We start from the raw sequence: 22,776 nt of genomic DNA, 5'->3' as shown, positions 1-22,776 counted from the left end.
GTCATGCTGAGGTACGAAGCATCTTAAGATTTTACAACATATAAACCAGGAAATCTTAAGATGCTTCGTACCTCAGCATGACAAAAATGCTTATATCGCCCCCGCCTTAATATCATCCACAACCGCCGGGTCGAGCAACGTAGTGGTGTCGCCTAAGTTACTGGTGTCGCCTTCAGCAATTTTTCGGAGAATTCGGCGCATGATTTTGCCTGAGCGTGTTTTCGGTAAACCCGTTACAAACTGAATCTTGTCGGGTTTGGCGATGGGGCCGATGATGCGGCTTACCGTAGCCAGAATATCGCGTTTGGTCAGGTCTTCGTCATGACTGCTGGCTCCACTTTCAGTAATAACGTAGGCATAAATTCCTTGTCCCTTAATGTCGTGCGGGTAACCAACCACGGCGCTTTCCACTACGCCCGTGTGCATATTGATCGCATTTTCGACTTCGGCAGTGCCGATGCGGTGGCCCGATACGTTTAGGACGTCATCGACGCGGCCCGTAATGCGGTAGTATCCGTCTTTGTCGCGCAGGCAGCCATCGCCCGTGAAATACAGGCCCGGATACGTAGCGAAATACGTCTGGCGACAGCGTTCGTGATCACCATACGTAGTACGTAGTATGCCCGGCCATGGAAACTTCATGCAGAGGTTGCCGCTGACGCCGTTACCTTCAATCTCCTTCCCGTTTTCATCGACAAGTACCGGCTGAACACCGGGTAGTGGCAACGTAGCGTAGGTCGGTTTGGTTTTAGTAATGCCCGCCAGGGGCGAAATCAACGTACCGCCGGTTTCCGTCTGCCACCACGTATCGACAATGGGGCAGCGATTTTTGCCGATATGGTCGTTATACCAATACCAGGCTTCTTCGTTAATTGGTTCACCTACAGAGCCTAACACTTGCAGGCTGCTCAGATCGTGATTCTCGACTTTCTCCAAACCAAAACCCATTAACGAACGGATAGCGGTTGGGGCTGTATACAGAATATTGACCTTGTATTTATCGACAATATCCCAGAACCGACCGCAATCGGGGTACGTCGGTACACCTTCGAAAATCATTGACGTAGCACCCGATGCCAGTGGACCATAAACGATATAACTATGCCCGGTAATCCAGCCAATATCGGCCGTGCAGAAGAAAATCTGACCCGGTTCATATTGAAATACGTTCTGGAAGGTGTAGGTCGTGTAAACCATATACCCACCACAGGTATGTACTACTCCTTTAGGTTTGCCCGTTGAGCCGGATGTGTACAGAATGAACAGCATATCTTCGGCGTCCATTTCTTCGGCGGGGCAATCGGCGGTAACCTGTTTCAGTTCCTGTTCCCACCACACATCGCGGCCCTTCAGCATCGAAACTGGTGTGCGGGTACGGGTCATCACAATTACTTTCTGCACACTGGGGCAGCCGATAAGTGCGTCATCCACAGTGCTTTTTAGTCCTATTTCTTTATTCCCGCGATACGCACCATCGGCCGTAACGACCACTTTGCACTGGGCGTCGTTAATCCGATCGGCAATACTTTGTGCTGAGAAACCACCAAAAACCACCGAATGAACCGCCCCGATGCGGGCACAGGCCAGCACCGCAATGGCCAGTTCGGGCACCATCGGCATATAAATACAAACCCGGTCGCCTTTCACGACGCCGTTGCGTTTCAATACGTTGGCAAAGCGGCAAACCTGGTCGTGGAGCATTTTGTAAGTCAACGTAACACCCGCTTCATTGGGGTCGTTGGGCTCCCAGATGATGGCCGGTTGGTCACCACGTTCGGCCAGATGCCGGTCGAGACAGTTCTCGGTAATATTAAGTTTACCACCCACAAACCACTTTACGTCGGGGTCGGTAAAATTCCATTGAAGGGTTTTGGTCCAGGGTTTGCGCCACTGGAAATTCTGAGCAACTTCGGCCCAGAAAGCTTCCGGGTCGTCGACACTTTTCTGATAAGCTGTCTGGTATTCGTCAAAGGTTCGGATACGCATGAGTCGTAAAAGGATAAAAACGAATAAGACCGTAAAGGTAAAAGTATGTTGTCATTTATGGTTATGATTAGTCATTGAAACGTAGTAGTCACTTATGGTCATAAATGGCTCAGAACTGGTTTTAAACCTGACCATTAATGACTATAAATGACAATCACTGACCATAAATGACAACCTTACTTCAACAACGTTCGGATTTGTTTTTCCATGTCGGCGGCTTTTGTCTGCGCTTCGAGAAGGGGTATTCCAGTAGTCATGCCGGGACGTTTATGGCCAGTCGCGGTCAACCAGGCGTCTTTCATGAGATCTTGTCGCTCGGCGATGAGCTTACTGATTTGTGCCGAATTTGGAATTGACGCAATCGATGATTTCAGATCGGTAGCGGGTGCTACGTTCTTTTCGCCCAGACCAAGCAATATACTCTTAGCCATAACCCAATGGCCCACGTCGCCAGGGTGAACACCATCCTCGGCCAGTGCAAAAGCAGAAATACCGAACGTAGCATCTACTTTTCGGTGTGCTTCCAGCAACTTTTTCATGGGGTAATGAATATCCACTACGTTCCATTGCTTGACCGTTTTCTGCTCCAGCAACCAGTCAGCGTAGCGGTCGAGGACGGCGGCATAACCGACTTTGCCGCCCTTCAATTCGTCATAATCAGGTGGGGTGACGTGGATAAGATTGGCTCCCGTTTTTACTACTTCATCGTGCAGCCACTGGATTCCTTCTTTGAATTTCGCGAATCTACTTTCATCGAAGGGTAAATAAATCCCGTCGTTCATGCCGTAGCAGGCAAACACCAAATCGGGTTTTGTCTGCGTCAGAATTCGGTCCAGTCGTTCGTGTAGATCAGGGCGGGGAAACTTCCCGTCGGCGTGCCCTTCTTCGGAAAGTCCCGAAACGGTTTCGCTCGGCAACCCAACGTTAATAAATTCAATTGGTTGGTTTGGATAGTGCATTACGTAGTACGTTTCGATAGCCGTTACGTACTTTCCGGCATACGTAATACTATTCCCCAAAAACAGAACGCGCTTAACATTAGCCGGGAATGGCAATTGCCCAAACGCTACGTTCCCAGGTTGCGAAAAAACGGTTAGCAGAAAAACGACTAACCAACATAGCGTTGATCCAACGGTGTTACGAATCATATTCGCCATCCAGTGCATATTTCCCGAACAAAATCAGTCCGCCGACAACGATAGGAGTGAGCACCAGCAGAACCACCCATCCGAAAACACGATCTTCCAGTTGGGGACTGCCAATTTTTGTCAGACTATCCGTAATCCGGTCGTAACCGACGTAGACACCGAGTAAAATCCAAACTACGCCGAGGTATTTTTTTAGAAGTTCCATTTCTTGTATAGGCCAGGCTACAGCTTGGCCGTAGCGAAATTTTACACGAGTCAAGCCGGAGCCTGGCTCAGATATTAATCGTCTGCCGTGGTGTATTTCTTGTTATTCAGATACAAAATGCCAATGATAAAACAGATACTCGCTACCAAAATAGGATACCACAATCCTTCGAGGTAGGGCTTCGCGACCGAACCCGGTACGGCCTGATTGGCTTTGGTAGCTGTAGCAACCAGGGCTGTCGCTATAAACGGGGTTAATCCACCAAAAATGCCGTTGCCGATATGGTAAGGCAGCGACATAGACGTATAGCGAATGCGCGTCGGGAATAACTCAACCAGAAAGGCGGCAATTGGCCCGTAGACCATCGTTACGTATACAACCTGCACAAACACCAGCAGCACCATCAGCCAGAAACTGCCGTCCGGTAACGTAACGGATTTGGTCAATTCAGGTTTGGCGGACGTAGCGGTTTTTTCAACGTCTTTGGCGATCAGACCATCGGTGTAGATATGAGTCGTCGTTGTTGTTATTTGTGTATCGCCATTGCCCAGTTTTACTTGTTTCCGATCAATGGTGCGGGCGTCAACAACTTCCTGTTGTTTCGACAAATCGGTAAGGCTGTACATCTTGTCGTAAATCGGGCGATACGTAACGATGCCCAACAACATCCCCGCCAGCATAATCGACTTCCGACCGATGCGGTCCGATAATCCGCCAAAAACGACAAAAAGGGGAGTAGCGGCCAGCAGTGCAATGGCTACAATCATATTCGACTGCACAAACTCAATATTGCAGGCTTTCTGGATGAATGACAGTGCGTAAAACTGCCCCGTATACCAGATAACACCCTGACCGGCTGTAGCTCCGAACAGAGCCAGCAAAACCATTTTGAGATTCTGTTTCTTCCCAAAACTTTCGGCGAGTGGATTTTTCGAGACTTTCCCTTCCGACTTCAGTTTCGAGAAAAGGGGCGATTCGGCCATCCGCAGACGTATCACGATGGAAACGGCAACCAGCAGAATCGACAGTAAAAACGGCACCCGCCAGCCCCAGTCCGAAAATGTATCAACGCCTAATGTTTCACGCGTAATCAGAATCACACCCAACGAAACGAACAAACCTAACGTAGCGGTAGTCTGAATGAAACTTGTGTAGTACCCTCGTCGGCCTTCGGGCGCGTACTCTGCTACGTACGTAGCGGCTCCGCCATACTCACCACCGAGAGCAAGACCCTGAACGAGCCGAAGGAGAAGCACCAACAGTGGTGCCCAGAAGCCAATGGTAGCATAACCCGGAATCAGGCCGATGGCAAACGTAGAGCCGCCCATCAGCACCAGCGTTACCAGAAACGTATATTTCCGGCCCACCAAATCGCCAAGTCGCCCGAATACCAGTGCGCCAAAGGGACGTACCACAAACCCAGCGGCAAACGTAGCAAGCGTCGATAAGAGGGCGGCTGTTGGATTGTCTTTCGGAAAAAACTGCGAGGAAAGAATGGCGGCCAGACTGCCAAAAATGTAGAAGTCGTACCACTCAATGAGCGTCCCGACCGATGAAGCCGAAATGACACTAAACAGCGTGCGATTCGATACGGCCTGAGGAGACCTGGCTTTACTGCCCGTCATAGAAAAGAAGGAAAAGGGAGTTCGACGTTAAAAGTAATCAATCCGTTGGTTTTACTTCAATGAGCGAAAGAGTGAATGAGTGAAAGAGCGGGGCTGCCGGAGCGGAGCGAATACCATCCGACAGCCCCGCTCTTTCACTCATTCACTCTTTCGCTCATTATTTACGGAGACAGACGCTCAATCACCCAACTTTCCCCTTCTTTCCGGTATCGAATCCGGTCGTGCAGGCGGCTGGGCCGTCCCTGCCAGAATTCCACTACGTCGGGTACGATTCGAAAACCGCCCCAATACGTTGGACGAGGGATGGTTTGGTTCGCAAATTGAGTTTCGAGTTCGTGCTGACGGATTTCCAATACGTCCCGATTCGGAATTACCGAACTTTGGTGCGATGCCCAGGCGCCAATTTGACTTCCGCGGGGGCGGCTATTAAAATACGTATCAGACTCTTCCGAACTTACTTTTTCGCCCCGGCCTTCCACTCGAATCTGACGTTCCAGGTCGGGGTAAAAGAAGGTAAGACTGGCAAAAGGATGGGCAATTAATTCCTGCCCTTTTCGACTTTCGTAATTGGTAAAAAAGACGAAACCCGCTTCTGAAACGCCTTTTAGAAGCACAATACGTCCATCGGGCCGACCTTCTGGTGTTACAGTGTTGAGATGCATAGCATTCGGTTCAGGAACCTTTGCCTGGACTGCCGCATCGAACCAGTTTTGGAACTGGGCAATAGGGTCGGGGAGCACATCGGCGACATCTAAGCCTGCCAGTGTATATTCGTTACGTAAATGACTGATGTCTGAGGACATTAGGAATGCTCTATTTATCGCCTTTTCACTGACGCTGCTACAAGAAAATCCGTATATAATCGTACTTTTGCAAAAGTAATCGGTACGTTCCCAACATGGCAAACCAAGAACAGGAAATTAACCAGCAGTCGGAAACCACGAATCAGGCAACCGATGCGCTGGCAGTGAATACTCCCGAATCCCTTACCCCCTCTGAAGCAGAAGAGCTCGTTGCGGCCACGCCCGGCGAATCAGAAGCCGAGAGTGCAGAAGCTACGCCCGAACCGGCGGACGCTACGTCTACGCTCTCTGCCGAACCAGCAGAGGCTACAGGTGTTACAGAAATAGCACCCGTATTATCCGAAACAACAACCAATTTGACTGAGTCTGCCCCCGTTGCGAACGAAGACGTACCAGTAACTCCCGAAGTGGTTTCAGAAACGGACAATATAGTTTCAGAGACGGATAGCGGACCCGTTGCATCGGCAGAAAGTGCTGAACCGTCTGCTACGTCGGTAGACGTGCCGACTATTTCAGCTGATGCCGACGTGCCTGTACATATAGCAGAAAGCGAGGAAACGGCTTCACCAAACGCTACCTCATCTGACGACGTAGCAGCCACCAATGAACCTGTGGCGGAAACTGCTGATGAGCCTGTAACTGAAGCGGCCCCCACGCCTTCGGTCGCTGAAGAGCCCACGGCTGAAACTTCGGCTGAACCCGTTGCGGAAGAAACGCCTGTTGCTACTGAAACCGAGACAGAACCGTTTATGAGCGAAGACATAACGGCGCACTACGCAACTGTACCGGAACCGGAAGAAGAAACAGAGCATTCGTCTCAGCCAGTTACTGATTATAGCCAGTTTTCGAAACAGGATTTTGTAAATCTGCTCGAAACTCAGATGGCAGTTATCAGCGCGACAAGCGTAAACCCCAGCGATTTCAAAAAGGCCGATCAGGTGCTTAAAGAAGTTAAGCCCTTGTTTGATCAGATGAAACGGGCTGAACGGGAAGCTGCCTTACAAACGTACGTGGCAGAAACTGGCGCCGAGGAAGGTTTTGAATATAAGTATGACGATTTGGTACAACGGTTCGACGAGTTGTACAAGCAAATCAAAAGTCAGAAAAATACGTATTTCCAGAATCTGGACAAGGCAAAGGATAACAACTTTGCCGCAAAAACAGAATTGCTGACGCGCCTGCGCGAACTCGTTGAAAACGAAGAAAACAACGCTGGCGATCCGAAAGTAAGTTGGAACGAGTTCAAGAAAATTCAGGACGAGTGGAAAGCGGCCGGAAACATGAATTCCCCGCATAATGCTACGTTGTGGGCCACGTATCACGCCCTGGTCGACCGTTATTACAGCAACCGTAATATTTACTTTGAGTTAAAAGAACTCGACCGTAAACGTAATGCTACGCTCAAATCAGAAGTCATCGAGAAAGTTGAAGCGATGGCAAAAGCCGTGGAAGAAACGGCTGTGACCCGCCAAACAATTGACGAAGCGAACGCTCTGTTCGAGGAATATAAGCACATTGGACCAGCTCCTAAAGCTGAGCAGGAAGTGCTATGGGGTCGTATGAAAGTGGCTCTGGACGTACTGTATGATAAACGTCGTGACCAGACCAACGAGCAGCGGAAAGAGTCGGCGCAGTTGTATGAAGAAAAGTCGGCAATTTATGAAGAATTAGTACCGCTGACATCTTTTACGTCGAACAGCATTAACGACTGGAACGACCGCACAAAAGTGGTTATGGGGCTGCAGGATCGCTGGAACGCCATTAAGGGGCCAATGCCGCGTGAGGAAGGCAAAGAATTAAGCAAGAAATTCTGGGCCGCTCTAAAAACGTTCTTCCACAATAAAGGGGAGTTTTTCCGTCAACTGGAAAGCAAGCGCGAAGAAAATCTGCGGGCAAAAGTTCAGCTTTGCGAGCAGGTCGAAGCCATTTTGGCCGCTGGACAGGAGTCGCCTGAAATTACGCAGACGGTGATTGAGCTACAGAAGCAGTGGAAAAATATTGGTCAGGTTCCAGAGAAACAAAAGAACAGTATTTTCGACCGTTTCAAAGCTGCCTGTGATGCTTTCTTCGATAAAAAACGGTCGAAAAATCAGGAAACAGAGCGTGAGTTTGAAGAGAATTTAGCGCGGAAGATTGCTCTGATCGAACGTATTGAAGCTGCCGCGACGGCTAACGCCGACCTCTCTCAACTGAATGAATTCAAGAAGGAGTGGAACACCATTGGCTTCGTACCGAAGAAAGATATGCAGTCGACCCAAAAGCGATATATCAATGCAGTGAATGCATTGGTTGGCGCTACGGGTAAAATTCCAGCGAAAGACAAAGAGCGGATTATGCTGCAAAGTGAAGCAGAAGCCATCCGTGGCGGACGGGATTCGAATCGTGGTGGTGGCTATCGCGATGGAGGAGATAATAAGCGGGAAAGCGACATCCGCCGACGTATCACAGCTATTGAAAACGACATTGCTACGTATCGGAACAACATCGAATTTTTTGCCCGTTCTAAAAACGCTGACAAACTCCGTGCTGATATTGACAAGAAAATCGCCGACGCCGAAAAGCAACTGGCCGACCTACGGCATCAGTTGCGAGTAGCACAGGCATAACTTTCACGAAAAAGTCCGTTACGCGTAGGACAAAATTGAAAATTGCTTTGCACGTGACGCTTAAAATTGTTAGTTTTGCACCACAATTCAGCTCTGGATTGAGGATTGCCAGTGTCGGATAGCGGTCGATTCCGCCTGATTTGTAATCAGGATGCGCAAGCGCGTCGGGGGTTCGAATCCCTCCACTGGCTCATTGATTGACAGATACATATAAACAAAAAGCCGCCTTCAGCAATGTTGGCGGTTTTTTGTTTGCATACGTATTTGCATACAACACTGTTTAATTAGAAGTTGTAGGCATAACAACGCTAAGCAGGATTGAGCAGCAATGAAATCGATAAAGGCATAAAAAAATGCATTTGGTCTAATCAGAAGGAACCCAGGGTAACATTTAATAGAGATGTACATACTATTCCACAATCTTTAGGTGGTCGACAGATATGCCCAATTGTATGCGATTCATGTAATTCTTATTTTGGGAACCCGCAGAGTGGAAAACTATCCTCAAGGAGTCATTGAATTTGTCCAAGTTTAGGATTCTTAATAACGGCACTCCAATAGGGAGGGGCCATGCTGCTGGTCGTTATAAGTCAATCTTTTTTGATGTAAACTTCAAGAGCAAACCAATAACATTTAGACTAAAACCAGCGTATAGCTTTCGCTCCCACTTTCAAGAAATAATCACCAGACAACTAAATAAGGTATTCCTTGAGGAGACTGAAAGGCAGATGGGTGATGGGCATAATAGTAAGTTTGATTTTATAAGAGCATTTGCCCGGTACGACCTTAGCGATTATCCTGTTTTGCATTTTGAACGTAGTGTTGGTATGTTATTTATTTCAGACGATTTAATTACTCACCCCAAGCTTTGTATCGATCCATCAAATTATCACTTAGACTATTTGTTAGCTGAATACGGTTGTTTGGAATTTGAATTACTAGGTCATGTTTTTGCCATCGCTACCTCACCAATCTGGAAGTTGACCTTTGACTTGTACATAAATAAAAGTTTAGACCTAAAAAGGCAGTACTTTAATGGCTATAGAATTATTAAGAAGTTTAATGATGTAGATCTGACCCTGTACAAGTGTTTCGATGATAAGCGCGACAACAGGCTATTTAACCAATAACCCATTGGCTTTCCTCCCCTGCAATAATAACACGTGCCCAAAGTTGTAGCGTTGAGCCGGTTTAAATCTATTCGTTTGTCAAAATGGTGGGGCTATAGAGTTAAACCCCGATCAATATTTGAACTTGAAAGAAAATTCCTTTCCAGACACATAACAGCCCACTGACTCACTTCGGCGGGCTTTTTATGCCATTAGGTAAACCTCTTTGGAGTAAATGTAACCATCGATTCGCTTTGGTTGCAAATGCGCTAAAACTGTGAGATATCTTCTCCCTGTCCTTATTCTACTATTTGTATATCGTCAACCGAAAGTGGACAGATGGAGGTAAAACAGAAGATGTACTTTTAAGCACTTTGAACTCGCTGAAAAATATGACCACAGCGGTGGGCCACTTTTCCGTCGTTGGGCCATCGTTAGTCGCTTGATTTTTTGCCGTTCAGCTACGATTTGCTATTGGCGACCCCAGTATGCATCGGCGGGACGTACATTCTCAAGTGATCGCTCCGGCGCCCCGGTCATGATAGCGTTGGTGCGGGGCCGCCCGCGCGGTTGTAGTAATCTACCCACTCCGTTAGGCGCGTCCTCAATTCATCGGGACTATAGTAGTGTTCCAGTAACAGCACATTTTTCATTGACCGGTGATACCGCTCAATTTTTTCTTGAGTCATCGGATGAAACGGCGAACTGCGAATATGTTCTATGCTTTCCCCTTTCAGATAGCGAGACACAAAAGCTGAACCATTGTCCGAGAACATGCGAGGTCGTTGATCAGCCGTCAAACTACTGGCTTTTAGAGCTACTTGCACCCTTCGCTCAACGTCTGTAGCCTGCATACAGGGGCACAGTTCCCACGCTAAAATATATCGCGACCGGGCCGCCGGAGCGGTAGTCATCCAGCACTGTTGAGAGATAATAACAGCCCCAGCCTTTGATCTTGAAATAGCCAGGCCGCCGGTGCGGCTGGATGTCTTTGATAATCAATAGGGTCGGTTTGCGCTCTGAGGAACTTGAAGTTGATTGAGCCGTTTTTGATCGGCTCTGAGAGGACTTTTTAGTTGAATTAGACATTACTAAGGTGATTTAGGTGAAACAACCAGGTCGCCGATGTGATTACTGAATTGTCTCGTCCCTTTCCACCCTTTTTGTCCACTTTCATCTGACGACGTACACCCCGCTTACGCAGATTTAATTACTGATTGTAAACGAATAGCTGCCCGAACCTAAAGGAATAAGCACCTGATTATCAACTTGACGGACCCCCGGCAATTGGGAAATTGATTTTCCGTTCTCTTTAATTTGATTAATACTCCTGACGGGTAAATATAACGTAGCAGTCGTGTTCGCTGGCAAGCTGGTTTTGTACGTCCATTGATTTCCTTCTGATTTCCACTCACTATTGATACGTCCATAAATGGAATCATAATACCCTTTGGCGTAGGTTATTTTGTGAGTGGGATCGGGGGTAGGTTTGAGGACAATTTCCTTAAAAGCCGCCTGCTGCGGGTGGCGTTGAATACCCAATGAATAGTTATACATCCAGGCCGCTACGGCCCCAAAAGAATAGTGATTAAAGGAATTCATGCTATTGTTGCCGCCAAATCCCTTCTCAACAGTATATGAATTCAAGCGTTCCCAAATGGACGTAGCGCCGTTGACCACCGAATAAAGCCACGACGGATAATCCTGCTGCTGCAAAAGCCGATACGCATTAGTCGTACTTCCGTTTTCGGAAAGTGCTTCGATGATAGATGCGGTGCCGATAAAGCCTGTCATCAAGGAGTAAGATGGACGTTCTATACCCTCGTCATCTTTGTTCGGACGCTCAATTGCGGCATTTAAGAATTGAATGGCAAAAGGTTTATTCTCTTCATTGAACAGGCCCAACGCCAGCGGAATAGCATACGAAGCCTGCGTGTCAATCACCTGTCCCTTATCCGATTTCTGCGCCTGATCCTGCTGATTTGGTGGCCCCATAAAACCCGTTTTTACACCCGATTTTACGGTTTTGTGCGTCGTTTTGTCAACATAAATTTCATTCCAGGCCGTTTTTATCTCATCCCGGCGTTTGGTGAACTGAGTGGCTTCCTCTGATTTCCCAAGTACCGTTGCTATCTTGCTCATCATGTCCAGATCGTAGGCGAAGTAAGCCATCCAGAACAACGTATTATCGTTTTTACCATTTTCCGGGCTCAGCCAGTCGCCGAGCGGGCCTTCGTTCAGGACGCCGGTTGCTTTGTCAACTTTGGTTTCCAGAAACTGAACGTAGCGTTTCATGGCATCGTAGTGTTCGCTCAATAATGCTACGTCACCGTATTGCCGATACGTCTCCCAGGCCACCACGATACCGGCACTACCCCAGAGCGTCCCGCCAAAACCACCACCCATCGGTGCTACGTCGGTAAAGCGTCCATTTTCGGCCTGCACATCGCGCATGGCCAGCAGGTGTCTTCTGAGAAATAAATCGGCGTTGGTGAGGTACGTAGCACTTCTCGAAAACACGGAAATATCTCCGCTCCAGCCCATTCGTTCGTTACGTGCCGGGGTGTCGGTGGGGATAGAAAGGAAGTTACTACGTAGCGACCACGTAATGTTTTGCCAGAGCTTGTTGACCAGCGCGTTCGAGGTTTCGTAGTGAGAGGTCAGATTTGTTATTGAGCTGATAACGAGTCCTTTTACGTCAGTTACAGGAACAGATTGGCCAATCCCGGTCAGTTCAACGTAGCGATAGCCATGAAAAGTGAAGCGCGGTTGAATGGTTTCGTCGCCACCTTTCAAAATATACGTATCATGAGCGAGGGCCGCCCGAATATTTTCCATCATGACCATACCTGTATTCACCTTATATTCAGCCAAGTCCGGATATTTCATTTCGGCGTATCGCAATGTAACGACTTGCCCTTTTTTACCGTTTTTGATCCGTATCTGCGGAAAACCTACCATATTCTGCCCCATGTCATAAACGAATACGTTGGGCCGAACCTGCGTTACGTTCTGAGCCGGTAGCGTCTTCACCAGACTGGCATTTTCGCCCATTTGCCCGATGAGTTTGAAGCCAGAATAATCCATGGTTGATTTTTGCCCGAACGGATTGGTGAAGGTGCCTGCATAGGCTGTACCCTCCAGCGGCACCTCGACGGTGGATTTCCACCCTGCATCGGAATAAGTAGGCATCGACCAGTTTTTCACCAGCGCTTCTTTCGTCGCGTCATACACTTCACCCTGAAAAAAGGAACCGTAACGTACCGGACCATCCGTAAACAGTTTCCATTCGCGGGGTGTAGACGTAACAACTTGTTCAGAACCATCCGCATACGTAACAACGAGCTTGCTCAGCAGCGATTGACGATCGCCGAAGTAGTTCCAGTTTTCGCCACTGAACGTAATATTGCCGCTCCACCAGCCTTCACTCAACCAAGCTCCGATGGCGTTTTTCTGTCCCGATTTCAGCGCAGTTGTTACGTCGTAGGTCTGGTACATGTGGTGTTTGTTGTACTGCGTCAGACCGGGGTTGAAATAATCGTTGCTGACGCGGTTGCCGTTCAGGTACATTTCATAAATACCGCGTGCCGTTACGTATAAACGGGCTTTGGCAATGGGTTTTGCCGACGTAGCGAACGTAGTACGTAGCATGGGCGCAGCATTCCGGCTCGGGTCTGCGATAACCAGCGATTCGCCTTTGAGGGTATATCGACCGTTGTCAACGGCCAAATTCGGCGACTTAAAAATGCCGTTGTAAGCTGATTTAGTTGAATTTTCGAAGAATAATAAATTGGACGGAAACCGATAATTTCGGATTTCGACCTGCGAAAAATGCGCCGTCTGATTTGGCCCGACTTTAAATCCAATATCGGCGACCATCGGAAAACTGATGAAGTTGTTACCGCTGCCCGCCGGATTGAGATTGAAGCCGCGTGGGCCGAAACGGGAGGGTGGCGCGTCGGTTTTTTCCTTCAGTTTATTGGCCTCCTGATTGCCATTTACAAATAACTCGAACAAGCCAAAATTACACTCGGCAACAATCGTGTGTTTTTCGTATTTGTTGGCATTGTTAATTAATGTTTGCGGAATGGTGAGGGTTTTAAATGGTACATCAGCTTTGTCATTTTTCGCGTAGCCAACCCGGTAAATGTTGATTTTTGCGAGTCCATCCGGCGAATCGCTTACCGACGATATGTCCAATTCGAAGGCGATATAACTCTGATTCTGTTCATTTTTCATGCCCTCTAAGTTTAAATCGCTGTTCATCAACCGGCGGTCGTTGGCGCCGAAAACAAAGGCGGCTTTGGTCGAACGACTTGCCTGATCTAATTGAACGTTATACTGAATTTTATAAACCGATACGTAGTGCGAATAAAAAACCAGTTCATCACTGCCCCCGCCAATCCATTTGGCCCCCGACCAGGCTGCAATCGTAGGATTCATCAACCCCGTTTCGAACCAGGAACTATTGGTTGACGACTTGCCTGTATTATCCCAAACTGTTACGTTCCAAACGTAGCGCGTGGTTGGTTGCAAAGCCTGTCCGGCATACTCGATAGCATGTGAAATCCCGGAATTCACCTTTTTCGAATCCCATACTACGTGCTTTTGGGCGTCAGTTACGATTAACTGATAGGCTATCTGCGCGTAACCCCGTTTGGCATCCAGCGCTTTCATCTGCCACGAAAAGTGCGGGTTCGTCTGGTCAATTCCCAGCGGAGTAGGTTGATAATCAACTTGTAAATTATCGATAGACGTATTGGCAAAGGCAGCACCAATGCATACCAGTAGTAGTAAAAATGAGTGAATCAGAGTTTTCATTCTCGGTTAGTGAGTACTGAACTATAAACAGTTTAGAGTATTCTGCATCGTATTTTTTGTCATGCTGACGAAGGAAGGATCTTAAAGATTCCTGGTACTCAAATGATGAAAGTTAAGATGCTTCCTTCGTCAGCATGACAAAAATTAGTGTACAGGAAGCTTAACCAGGATTATTATTTGACCGGCTAATCACTATTTTTTCAAGGGAATTTACAAATCGAGTCGATAGGTCGGAGGCAAACACCGACAAAAGAAGCATTTTAAGCTATGAGCCAATTTGGCTCTGCCACATAAAGTCGGCTTATGAAACGCTACGTTTACAGATATTTTGCAATAAATTGAGCGATCTTCTTTACTGTGTCAGTGTAGGGCGGGTAAAGGAATTTGATGGTACCTAAGTCGCGGTGCATGACTCCCCGCTGGTTGGAAAATTCCTGAAAACCGAAAAATCCGTTCGATTTGCCGATACCACTGTTGTTGACGCCCCCAAACGGAATTTCCATATTGCCGAATTGTAGTAACGTATCATTCACCACCGTATCGCCCGCCGACGTATGATCCAGTATGTATTGCGTGTGTTTTTGGTTTCGGCTGTGGATGTAGAGCGCCAGCGGTTTTTCGCCCTGATTGACGATACGTATCGCTTCGTCGAGTGTCTGATACGTTAATATAGGCAACAGAGGGCCGAAAATTTCTTCCTGCATGACTCGCATATTCGGCGTTACGTTCTCCAGAACTGTGGGTTCAATGAAATTCTGGTCAGGGTTGAGCTGACCGCCGAACGTAACAACTGCTCCTTTCGACGTAGCATCGTCAAGCAGCATTTTTAGACGCTCGAAGTGGCGTCTGTTGACGATACGGGCGTAGCTGTCGGAAAATTCAACTGGTTTGTTATCAGGTTGATACATCTTCTGTAGACGTTCCTGTAATGACTCCAGAAAAGGCTTTCTTACAGCTTCGTGTACCAGTAAATAATCTGGCGCAATACAGGTTTGTCCGTTATTGAAGTATTTCCCCCAAGCGATCTGTTCGGCCGCCTGTTTCAAATTTGCTGATTCATCGACGAACGCAGGCGATTTTCCGCCCAATTCCAACGTAACAGATGCCAGATGCTTAGCCGCAGCGGTCATCACCAGACGCCCAACCGCCGGACTTCCGGTAAAATATATATGGTTGAAAGGCAGTTCGAGTAAGGCTTCAGAAACGGTGGCATCGCCCTCAAAAACAGTCACTTCGTTAGTAGGAAATAATTCCGTCAACATTCGTTTCAGCAGGCCCGACGTGTGAGGTGTCAGTTCCGAGGGCTTCAGCATCGCTACGTTACCAGCGGCTATTGCCAGCACCAACGGACGTATTGCCAGTGCCAGTGGGTAATTCCAGGGGCTAATAATCAATACGTTACCTTTGGGCTCGTGATGAATGTAACTTCGGGTACCGGCCAACGCGAGCGACGTGGGAACGCGCTGGGGTTTCATCCAACTCTTGAGATGCCGAATTGTATGCCTGATTTCACTGTATATCGGAATGAGATCGCCCACCAGTACCTCAACCGGAGGCCGCCGGAAATCGTCGTACATGGCCTGCTGAATCGCCGTTTCATTACTCGTCAGCCACTGCTGAATCCGTCGAATGCGTTCAATACGTTCGGGGGCCGTGGTCAGAGCCATTAAAGGGGCATTTTGATGCTGTGCATCGAAAACAGCCTGTAATTCACTACGTAGGTTCGCCGGGGGCTGAAGGATGGTCATGTAAGGCAATAATTTATGCTAAAAATACAAAAAAGTGGTGTTTGTGGATTTAATCCATGAATCGTTATCTTAGCTGAAACTTTAGTAAACCCCAACCGGATGACGCTCGTCAGTGATAACATCCGCTACCTGCGTAAGCTAAATGGGTTAACGCAGGAGCAATTCTCCCGAAAAATAAATATAAAACGTTCTTTATTAGGTGCTTATGAAGAGGGCCGTGCTAACCCAAATCAGCAGAATATGCAGGCGATTGCTAAAGCATTCAACACCACTGTTGAATTGCTAACGCGGCAAGATCTGCGCAAAATTCGTGAAACCCCGAATCTTAGTATTCCGCTGGGCCAAAAAGCAGCCGATACGTACAATACGCGCCTGGATTCAGGGCCAGCCATCCGCTCGGATGGGAAATTAACTTCCGACGATGACCCGTTTCAGCACCCTGACTTTCCGGATATTTTTGCGCAACCTGGACTACCCCAACCCGAACCGCAACCGCTCTCGTCGGTACTGAACAAATTTTACCGACCTCAGGAGGAAGTACGTCGCACAAACGAACATCCAATACCTACACCACCCGTTATTACGTCGCCCGTTCGTCCGGAGCGGCCGACGAGCAATCAGCCCACCAATACGGCAAAAACGGCTGATTGGCTGCGACAGGATAAACCAGATACTGAATCGTTATTTACACCCACTGGTGATCGTTGGGGCGGAAATCCGGCTGCTACGTCGAATCCGGCCCGTCCAGCCGACCTACTGACATTTAATAATGTCTATGAAGAGCCGGGCGTAACGACTAAGTCGACACCGCCGGCACAGGCGATGGGGCCCAGCATTCCGGTGGTGATGCAGGCGCAGTTTGCTACGTATCGGCAACGTCATCAACAGAATGACTTCATTTATCAACTGCCAGCTATGCATCTGCCAAACCTGACCGAAGGTCAATATCGGGCTTTTGAGGCTGGCGATGATTTTACGTTTCCGGGGGCGTTACTCGTCGGAAAGTTTATTCGGAACTGGTTCGATATTCTTGATGGCAAAGTGTATGTCCTGATGCTGAATCATCCGAATGGAGCTATCATCTGCTGCCGTCGAGTATATAATCAGGTGAAAACCAGAGGAGTGCTCTTACTTACTGCCGACCGAACCGACGTACCAAATCGCGAAGTATCTTTAAAAGACGTACTGGAAGTTTGGGAAGTAAGCGCCTTTGTCAGCCAGGAATTACCGCCCGTACCGCCCAGCACCGACCGACTACGTCAACTGATTGACGATCTGAAGTTTGAAGTAGATAGATTGTAGCTGAATGTAAAATACCTTCCTCTTTTTGACAGGGCTTTGATAGGAGGCCATAATTGCCTGATAATCACAGCGTATGCTGTTTTTGCTGCGTAGTATTCGAGATAAAACAGCTTGTACTATTAGCTGCTTTGTACCTTTACCGCCACTATGCGTTATTTTCTTCAACTGGCGTATCGAGGGACGAATTATCATGGCTGGCAGCGACAACCCAACGGACTAAGCGTACAGGAAGTCCTTGAAACGGCTTTGACAACCGTGCTACGTCGGCCGATTGCCATTGTAGGCAGTGGCCGAACCGATGCAGGTGTACACGCGGCTGAGCAATTCGCGCATTTTGAAACCGACGTAGCGTTACCGGCTCATTTGCTACGTTCAGTTAACAGTCTGATTCCGAAGGATATTGCTGTATACGACTGCTTTCCGGTACGTGCCGACGATCATGCCCGCTACACTGCTACGTATCGATATTACCAATATCATATCAGTCGGCGGAAAGACCCGTTTCGGGAGGGATTGACGTATCTGTTTACCTTGCCGCTCGACGTAGCACGGATGAATGAAGCCGCTTCACTATTGTTTAATCACACTGACTTTGAGAGTTTTAGTAAAGTAAAAACCGATGTTAAAACCTTTAACTGCCGCATCGACCGGGCAGAGTGGGAAGTGGGATCGAACGGCGATTTAGGCTTTCACATCCAGGCCAATCGATTTCTGCACGGGATGGTACGTGCCATTGTCGGTACGTTGCTGGCAGTAGGGCAGGAGCGGTTAAGTGTAAACGACTTCGAGCAGATTATTCAGGCCCGCGACCGCAAACGCGCCGGACGAGCAGCTCCGGCAGAAGGATTATCGCTCGTAGAAGTAGGCTATCCGAGAGAAATTTTTAAAGAGCGAAAGCGTGAATGAGTGAAACCGGGCCGCCGGAGCGAAGCGATATTCGCTCCGGCGGCCCGGTTTCACTCATTCACGCTTTCGCTCTTTATTTGCTATCTTCAAACAAAAAACTATTGTCTTGAAAATTGGAACGATTGTATTAGCTGCGGGCGATTCGTCGCGCATGGGGGGAGACGTAAAGCAGCTATTAACGTATAAAGGGCAAACGCTCATTCGGCGAACCACCGAGAGTGCGCTGGCTTTGCAACGTGGCCCCGTAGTGGTTGTATTGGGGGCTAACCGCAACCAGATTGCACCTGAACTGGCGGGCTTACCGATTACGCTTGTCGATAATCCGACCTGGCCGAGCGGGCAGGCGGGTTCACTGAAAACCGGGCTCGCAGCTTTGTACCTGACGCACAAGGACATTGATGCCGTCCTGATTCTGCACATCGACCAACCAATTGTGTCGCTGGGTTTGCTTCAGCACATGTTCGATGTTTGGAAAGACGAAGAGAAAGGAATTGTGGCTTGTCGATATGGAACGCAGATTGGCGTACCGGCTCTTTTTTACCGCACGTATATCACCGAAATTTTGCAGTTACAGGGCGATAAAGGGCTTCAATGGGTGATTGTGCGCCACCGCGACGATTGCTCGGAAGTTCCGTTCGAAGCTGGCGCCATTGATCTCAATACCAAACGCGATGTCGAACAGTTCAGGCAGGCGTATTTACAGGCTCAGTAACAAAATCAACTTCTGATTTCATGCAGAAACTCGAAACGGCGCTCGATTTACAAACCCGATTGACGGCTGTTCTGAAAACGGTTGAACAGGAGTTTGCGCCACTCACCGATGAACAACTCCGGTGGAAACCCGCGCCCGAACGTTGGAGCATTATCGAATGTTTGCAGCACCTGAATCTGGCAGAACGCTTCTATATACGTAACATTCAGCACAAGGTCGATAAACTTGGCCTCGTGCAAACCCAGCCCACCGACCAGCCAATACATAGTGACTGGGTCGGGAAGGCAATACTTTTCGCTGTTGATCCGCAGGTGAAAATCAAGCTGCCCGCACCCGGAATGATACGTCCCAGACCCGCCAGCGAACTCGTTCCTGCCGACGTAATGAGCCAGTTTCTGGACCTGCAAACATTACTACGTTCCTTGCTGGACAAGGCCGTTTACCTTGATTGGAATACAGATAAAGTAATGACGTTGCTCGGCAATTGGCTCAAGATCAGGCTGGGAGATGCCTTCCGGATGCTGCTTGCGCATACCGAACGGCACATAAAACAGGCGCTACGTGTAAAGGCTGAGCTTATCAAAGAGTGAAAGAGTGAATGAGCGAAAATACCTGCCGGTTTCACTCCTTCACTCTTTCGCTCTTTAAACCTGTTCTACCAGCGCTTTCTTCATGGCCTTCCGTTCACGAGCTCCCGGACGGTAGAAGGCGTAGAAAACCAGCGGGAAAATGAACAGTGTCAGCAACGTAGCGGTGATGAGTCCGCCGATGACCACAATCGCCAGTGGTTTCGATGTTTCTGAACCAATGCCGGTTGAGACGGCGGCCGGAATCAGACCGATGGCCGCCATCATGGCCGTCATCACCACCGGACGTACTCGCGACAACACACCTTCGTAAATGGCCTGTGCTAACGGCATCTGATTCTTCAGGTTTTTCTTGAAGACCGAAATCAGAATAACGCCGTTCTGGATACAGATACCGAATAGGGCGATGAATCCAATCCCCGCCGAAATGCTGAAGTTGACGTGCGTAACGAGCAGGGCTGCAATACCGCCGATGATGGCGAACGGTACGTTAACGAGCACTAGCCCAGCATCTTTGGCGTTTCCGAACAGCACGAACAGAATTACGAAAATCATTACCAGGCTCACTGGAACCATCTGGCCAAGCCGTTTGGTGGCGCGTTGCTGATTCTCAAAATCACCCGCCCATTTGACCGTGTAACCCGAAGGAAACGTAACCGCCGACGACACTTTTTGCTGAGCTTCGGCAATGGCGCTACCCATGTCGCGACCACGTACTGAAAACTTTACAGCCGAAAAACGTTGGTTGCCTTCGCGGAAAATCAGGATTGGGCCAGTTTGCGTGTAAAGTTTGGCAATTTCCTTGATGGGAATCTGCGTGCCCGTTTGGGTTGGCACCATCAGGTTGCCGATTTCGGTTTCGGTACGTCGGAAACTGGGTTCGTAGCGGATACGGAGGTCAAATTTGCGTTCCCCTTCGTAAATCTGCGTAGCCGCTTTGCCACCAATCGCCATTTCAATAACTGCCTGGGCATCAGCCTTATTGACGCCATACAAAGCCAGTTTGTATTCGTCCAACTCAATCCGCATTTCGGGCTGACCGATGTTTTTTATGACGCCCAGATCTTCAATGCCACGTACCGTTGCGAGTTGTTTCTCTACTTCGTCCGCTTTCTTGACCAGCGTTGGCAGGTCGTTACCGTAAATCTTGACGGCAATAGAACCTTTCACCCCCGAAACCGCTTCCGCTACGTTGTCCATGATTGGCTGCGAAAACCCAAAGTCGATACCGGGGAAAACTTTCAACTTATCCTGCATTTGAGCCACCAGTTGCTCTTTGGAAAGTCCACTTTTCCACTCCTCTTTCGGGTAGATATCGACCAGAAACTCAACGTTGTAGAATCCCGTTGGGTCAGTGCCGTCGTTCGGGCGGCCGGTTTGCGAGATAACCCCTTTCACTTCGGGGAATTGCTGAAACACTTTACGCATTTGTTGCGTCAACCGAATCGATTCGGGCAGCGAAATACTCATGGGTAACGACGCCCGCACATAAATCGAACCTTCGTTGAGTTCGGGTAAAAACTCAGTACCTAATAAATTGAAACCCGACAAACCAACCACCACCAGGAGAGCCGTTAATAACAAGCTGGCACGTTTGCGGGCGAACGTGAACGAGAACGCCCGCATCGCACTGTTCGTAATAAACGTAACAAACGGATTGTGTTTTTCACGTACGTTTTTGTTGAGGAGCATGCTTGCGATTACGGGTACCAGCGTCAGTGTGAACAGCAGGGCACCAAGCAGAGCGAAACCAAGTGTCCAGGCCAGGGGCGAGAACATTTTACCTTCGACTTTCTGGAACGAGAAAATCGGAATCAGACACGTAATGATGATGGCTTTGGAGAAGAAAATCGCTTTTCCCATTTCCGTACCCGTCGAACGTAGCAGTCCCAGTTTGGCCGACTTGTTGAACCGTTCCATGCCTTCGTGATGTGCTTTTGCATCAAGAGCTACGAAAATACCCTCCACCATCACCACGGCTCCGTCGACGATAATCCCGAAGTCAATGGCACCCATCGACAACAAATTGGCCGACATTCCCTTGAGTCGCAGGCAGATAAAGGCGAATAATAAGGCCAGCGGAATCACGATGGACACCGCCAACGTAGTACGCCAGTCAGCCATGAACAGGAACACGATGGTTGTTACGAAAATGATACCTTCGAGCAGATTATGCGTAACGGTATGCGTCGCAAAATGGACCAGCGTTTCGCGATTATAGAACGTATTGATTTTTACGTCTGACGGTAAAATGCTGGTGTTCAGCTGGTTGATTTTGTCTTTTACCAGCTCGATCACTTCCATTGGATTTTCGCCTTTCCGCATCACCACTACGCCTTCCACGACGTCGTTCTGCTTGTCGCGACCGGCTTGTCCTAGACGGGGCAACGCTGATTCGGATACCTGCGCTACGTTACGTACCATGATGGGCGTACCCTTCACGTTTTTGACGATAATGTTCTCAATATCACGCTGGTTACGTAGTAAACCGATGCCGCGTACTACGTAGGCTTCGGCGTTTTTCTCGATGACATCACCACCCACATTGACGTTGGAGTTGGCAACAGCCTGATACAGTTCGAGCGGGGTAATGTTGTAATCGGCCAGCCGACGCGGGTCAACTGAGATTTCGTAGGTTTTGGCTTCGCCACCGAAACTCACTACGTCGGCTACACCCGGTACGCTCTTGAACTGGCGGTCGAGCACCCAATCCTGAATCGTTTTAAGTTCGCGAACGGTGCGCGTTGGCGACTCCAGCGTGTATCGGAAAATCTCGCCGGTTGGGCCATAAGGTGGCTGAACATCAGGCTTTACACCGTCGGGAAGTTCAACGCCGGGAAGCAGGTTGTTGATCTGCTGGCGGGCAAAACTGTCATCGACGCCATCATCGAACATGACGTTTACGACCGACAGACCGAACAACGTAGTAGAGCGAACGTCCGTTTTTTTCTGCGCCGAATTCAGCCCGATTTCAACCGGAATGGTCACAAATTTCTCAACCTCTTCCGCCGACCGTCCGGGCCACTGCGTAATGATCGTGATCCGTGTATTCGTTACGTCGGGAAACGCTTCGATAGGCGTATTCTGGTAGCTGATGATACCGGCGATAATGGCCAGTGCCGTCAGAAAAAAGATGAAGAACCGGTTCTTCAGTGAGAAAGTCAGAATGCTTTTGATGAACTTGTTCATGGCAAAGAGCGAAAGGGTGAATGAGCGGA

At 48.7% G+C, this 22,776-nt stretch carries 16 protein-coding genes and 1 tRNA gene; 8 read left to right on the top strand and 9 right to left on the bottom strand.

All coding sequences use genetic code 11. The features are described 5' to 3' along the window. Positions 1-90: 90 nt before the first annotated feature. From acs to pdxH, 5 genes are all read right to left on the bottom strand, one after another. The gene (acs, locus tag IC229_RS13770) at positions 91-1,986 is read right to left on the bottom strand and encodes an acetate--CoA ligase (RefSeq protein ID WP_190887570.1); all 1,896 of its coding nucleotides are present in this window, start codon (positions 1,984-1,986) and stop codon (positions 91-93) included. Between the two features lie 176 nt (positions 1,987-2,162). Continuing rightward, the gene (locus tag IC229_RS13765) at positions 2,163-3,134 is read right to left on the bottom strand and encodes an SGNH/GDSL hydrolase family protein (protein ID WP_223833990.1); all 972 of its coding nucleotides are present in this window, start codon (positions 3,132-3,134) and stop codon (positions 2,163-2,165) included. Beyond that, positions 3,124-3,339 (bottom strand): DUF6814 family protein, encoded by a 216-nt coding sequence (locus tag IC229_RS13760; RefSeq protein WP_190887568.1) that lies wholly within the window; start codon positions 3,337-3,339, stop codon positions 3,124-3,126. Before IC229_RS13760 ends, IC229_RS13765 begins: the two co-directional genes overlap by 11 nt. A gap of 74 nt (positions 3,340-3,413) precedes the next feature. Beyond that, positions 3,414-4,964 carry an MFS transporter gene (locus IC229_RS13755; protein WP_190887567.1) on the bottom strand — a complete coding sequence of 517 codons (1,551 nt, stop codon included), beginning with the start codon at positions 4,962-4,964 and terminating at the stop codon, positions 3,414-3,416. 161 nt (positions 4,965-5,125) lie between these two features. After that, positions 5,126-5,767: a pyridoxamine 5'-phosphate oxidase gene (gene pdxH / locus IC229_RS13750; protein WP_190887566.1), complete on the bottom strand. Its 642-nt coding sequence runs from the start codon at positions 5,765-5,767 to the stop codon at positions 5,126-5,128. A gap of 95 nt (positions 5,768-5,862) precedes the next feature. On the opposite strand from pdxH, the gene IC229_RS13745 reads away from it, so the two are divergent. From IC229_RS13745 to IC229_RS13730, 4 genes are all read left to right on the top strand, one after another. Next, a complete protein-coding gene (locus IC229_RS13745) occupies positions 5,863-8,373 on the top strand; it encodes a DUF349 domain-containing protein (protein ID WP_190887565.1) in 2,511 nt (836 codons plus the stop codon). A 107-nt stretch (positions 8,374-8,480) separates the two neighbouring features. Continuing rightward, positions 8,481-8,564 (top strand) — tRNA-Thr (locus IC229_RS13740). A 127-nt stretch (positions 8,565-8,691) separates the two neighbouring features. Next, positions 8,692-8,892 (top strand): HNH endonuclease, encoded by a 201-nt coding sequence (locus IC229_RS36080; protein ID WP_190887564.1) that lies wholly within the window; start codon positions 8,692-8,694, stop codon positions 8,890-8,892. Next, the gene (locus IC229_RS13730; protein ID WP_190887563.1) at positions 8,889-9,503 is read left to right on the top strand and encodes a hypothetical protein; all 615 of its coding nucleotides are present in this window, start codon (positions 8,889-8,891) and stop codon (positions 9,501-9,503) included. The genes IC229_RS36080 and IC229_RS13730 overlap by 4 nt, the downstream gene beginning before the upstream one ends. Before the next feature lie 515 nt (positions 9,504-10,018). Here the strand turns inward: IC229_RS13730 and IC229_RS35305 are convergent. The 3 genes from IC229_RS35305 to IC229_RS13715 form a co-directional block, all read right to left on the bottom strand. After that, positions 10,019-10,258, bottom strand: a complete 240-nt coding sequence (locus IC229_RS35305; RefSeq protein WP_223833994.1) for an integrase core domain-containing protein — start codon at positions 10,256-10,258, stop codon at positions 10,019-10,021. 430 nt (positions 10,259-10,688) lie between these two features. Beyond that, a complete protein-coding gene (locus IC229_RS13720; protein ID WP_190887561.1) occupies positions 10,689-14,303 on the bottom strand; it encodes an alpha-L-rhamnosidase in 3,615 nt (1,204 codons plus the stop codon). A 317-nt stretch (positions 14,304-14,620) separates the two neighbouring features. Continuing rightward, a complete protein-coding gene (locus IC229_RS13715; protein WP_190887560.1) occupies positions 14,621-16,051 on the bottom strand; it encodes an aldehyde dehydrogenase family protein in 1,431 nt (476 codons plus the stop codon). Positions 16,052-16,150: 99 nt separating this feature from the next. Between IC229_RS13715 and IC229_RS13710 the strand changes: the two genes are divergently transcribed. The 4 genes from IC229_RS13710 (at position 16,151) to IC229_RS13695 (ending at position 19,561) form a co-directional block, all read left to right on the top strand. Then, positions 16,151-17,353, top strand: a complete 1,203-nt coding sequence (locus IC229_RS13710) for a helix-turn-helix domain-containing protein (protein WP_190887559.1) — start codon at positions 16,151-16,153, stop codon at positions 17,351-17,353. 147 nt (positions 17,354-17,500) lie between these two features. After that, positions 17,501-18,259 carry a tRNA pseudouridine(38-40) synthase TruA gene (truA, locus tag IC229_RS13705; protein WP_190887558.1) on the top strand — a complete coding sequence of 253 codons (759 nt, stop codon included), beginning with the start codon at positions 17,501-17,503 and terminating at the stop codon, positions 18,257-18,259. 106 nt (positions 18,260-18,365) lie between these two features. Further along, the gene (locus IC229_RS13700) at positions 18,366-18,971 is read left to right on the top strand and encodes a nucleotidyltransferase family protein (RefSeq protein ID WP_190887557.1); all 606 of its coding nucleotides are present in this window, start codon (positions 18,366-18,368) and stop codon (positions 18,969-18,971) included. A gap of 20 nt (positions 18,972-18,991) precedes the next feature. Next, entirely contained in the window at positions 18,992-19,561 is a 570-nt protein-coding gene (locus IC229_RS13695; RefSeq protein WP_190887556.1) for a DinB family protein, read from the top strand. A 54-nt stretch (positions 19,562-19,615) separates the two neighbouring features. Here the strand turns inward: IC229_RS13695 and IC229_RS13690 are convergent, their stop codons facing one another. Beyond that, positions 19,616-22,747: an efflux RND transporter permease subunit gene (locus IC229_RS13690; protein WP_190887555.1), complete on the bottom strand. Its 3,132-nt coding sequence runs from the start codon at positions 22,745-22,747 to the stop codon at positions 19,616-19,618. Between the last annotated feature and the right edge of the window lie 29 nt (positions 22,748-22,776).

This window comes from Spirosoma profusum (assembly GCF_014699005.1).
GTDB classification, from domain to species: domain Bacteria; phylum Bacteroidota; class Bacteroidia; order Cytophagales; family Spirosomataceae; genus Spirosoma; species Spirosoma profusum.
Note: the sequence above shows the minus strand (reverse complement) of the source record. Positions and strands in the feature narration are given on the sequence as shown.

Coding starts and splice junctions, on each gene's coding strand:
- acs (WP_190887570.1), bottom strand. CDS start 1,986: ATGCGTATCCGAACCTTTGACGAATACCAGACAGCTTATCAGAAAAGT.
- IC229_RS13765 (WP_223833990.1), bottom strand. CDS start 3,134: ATGATTCGTAACACCGTTGGATCAACGCTATGTTGGTTAGTCGTTTTT.
- IC229_RS13760 (WP_190887568.1), bottom strand. CDS start 3,339: ATGGAACTTCTAAAAAAATACCTCGGCGTAGTTTGGATTTTACTCGGT.
- IC229_RS13755 (WP_190887567.1), bottom strand. CDS start 4,964: ATGACGGGCAGTAAAGCCAGGTCTCCTCAGGCCGTATCGAATCGCACG.
- pdxH (WP_190887566.1), bottom strand. CDS start 5,767: ATGTCCTCAGACATCAGTCATTTACGTAACGAATATACACTGGCAGGC.
- IC229_RS13745 (WP_190887565.1), top strand. CDS start 5,863: ATGGCAAACCAAGAACAGGAAATTAACCAGCAGTCGGAAACCACGAAT.
- IC229_RS35305 (WP_223833994.1), bottom strand. CDS start 10,258: ATGTTCTCGGACAATGGTTCAGCTTTTGTGTCTCGCTATCTGAAAGGG.
- IC229_RS13720 (WP_190887561.1), bottom strand. CDS start 14,303: ATGAAAACTCTGATTCACTCATTTTTACTACTACTGGTATGCATTGGT.
- IC229_RS13715 (WP_190887560.1), bottom strand. CDS start 16,051: ATGACCATCCTTCAGCCCCCGGCGAACCTACGTAGTGAATTACAGGCT.
- IC229_RS13710 (WP_190887559.1), top strand. CDS start 16,151: ATGACGCTCGTCAGTGATAACATCCGCTACCTGCGTAAGCTAAATGGG.
- truA (WP_190887558.1), top strand. CDS start 17,501: ATGCGTTATTTTCTTCAACTGGCGTATCGAGGGACGAATTATCATGGC.
- IC229_RS13695 (WP_190887556.1), top strand. CDS start 18,992: ATGCAGAAACTCGAAACGGCGCTCGATTTACAAACCCGATTGACGGCT.
- IC229_RS13690 (WP_190887555.1), bottom strand. CDS start 22,747: ATGAACAAGTTCATCAAAAGCATTCTGACTTTCTCACTGAAGAACCGG.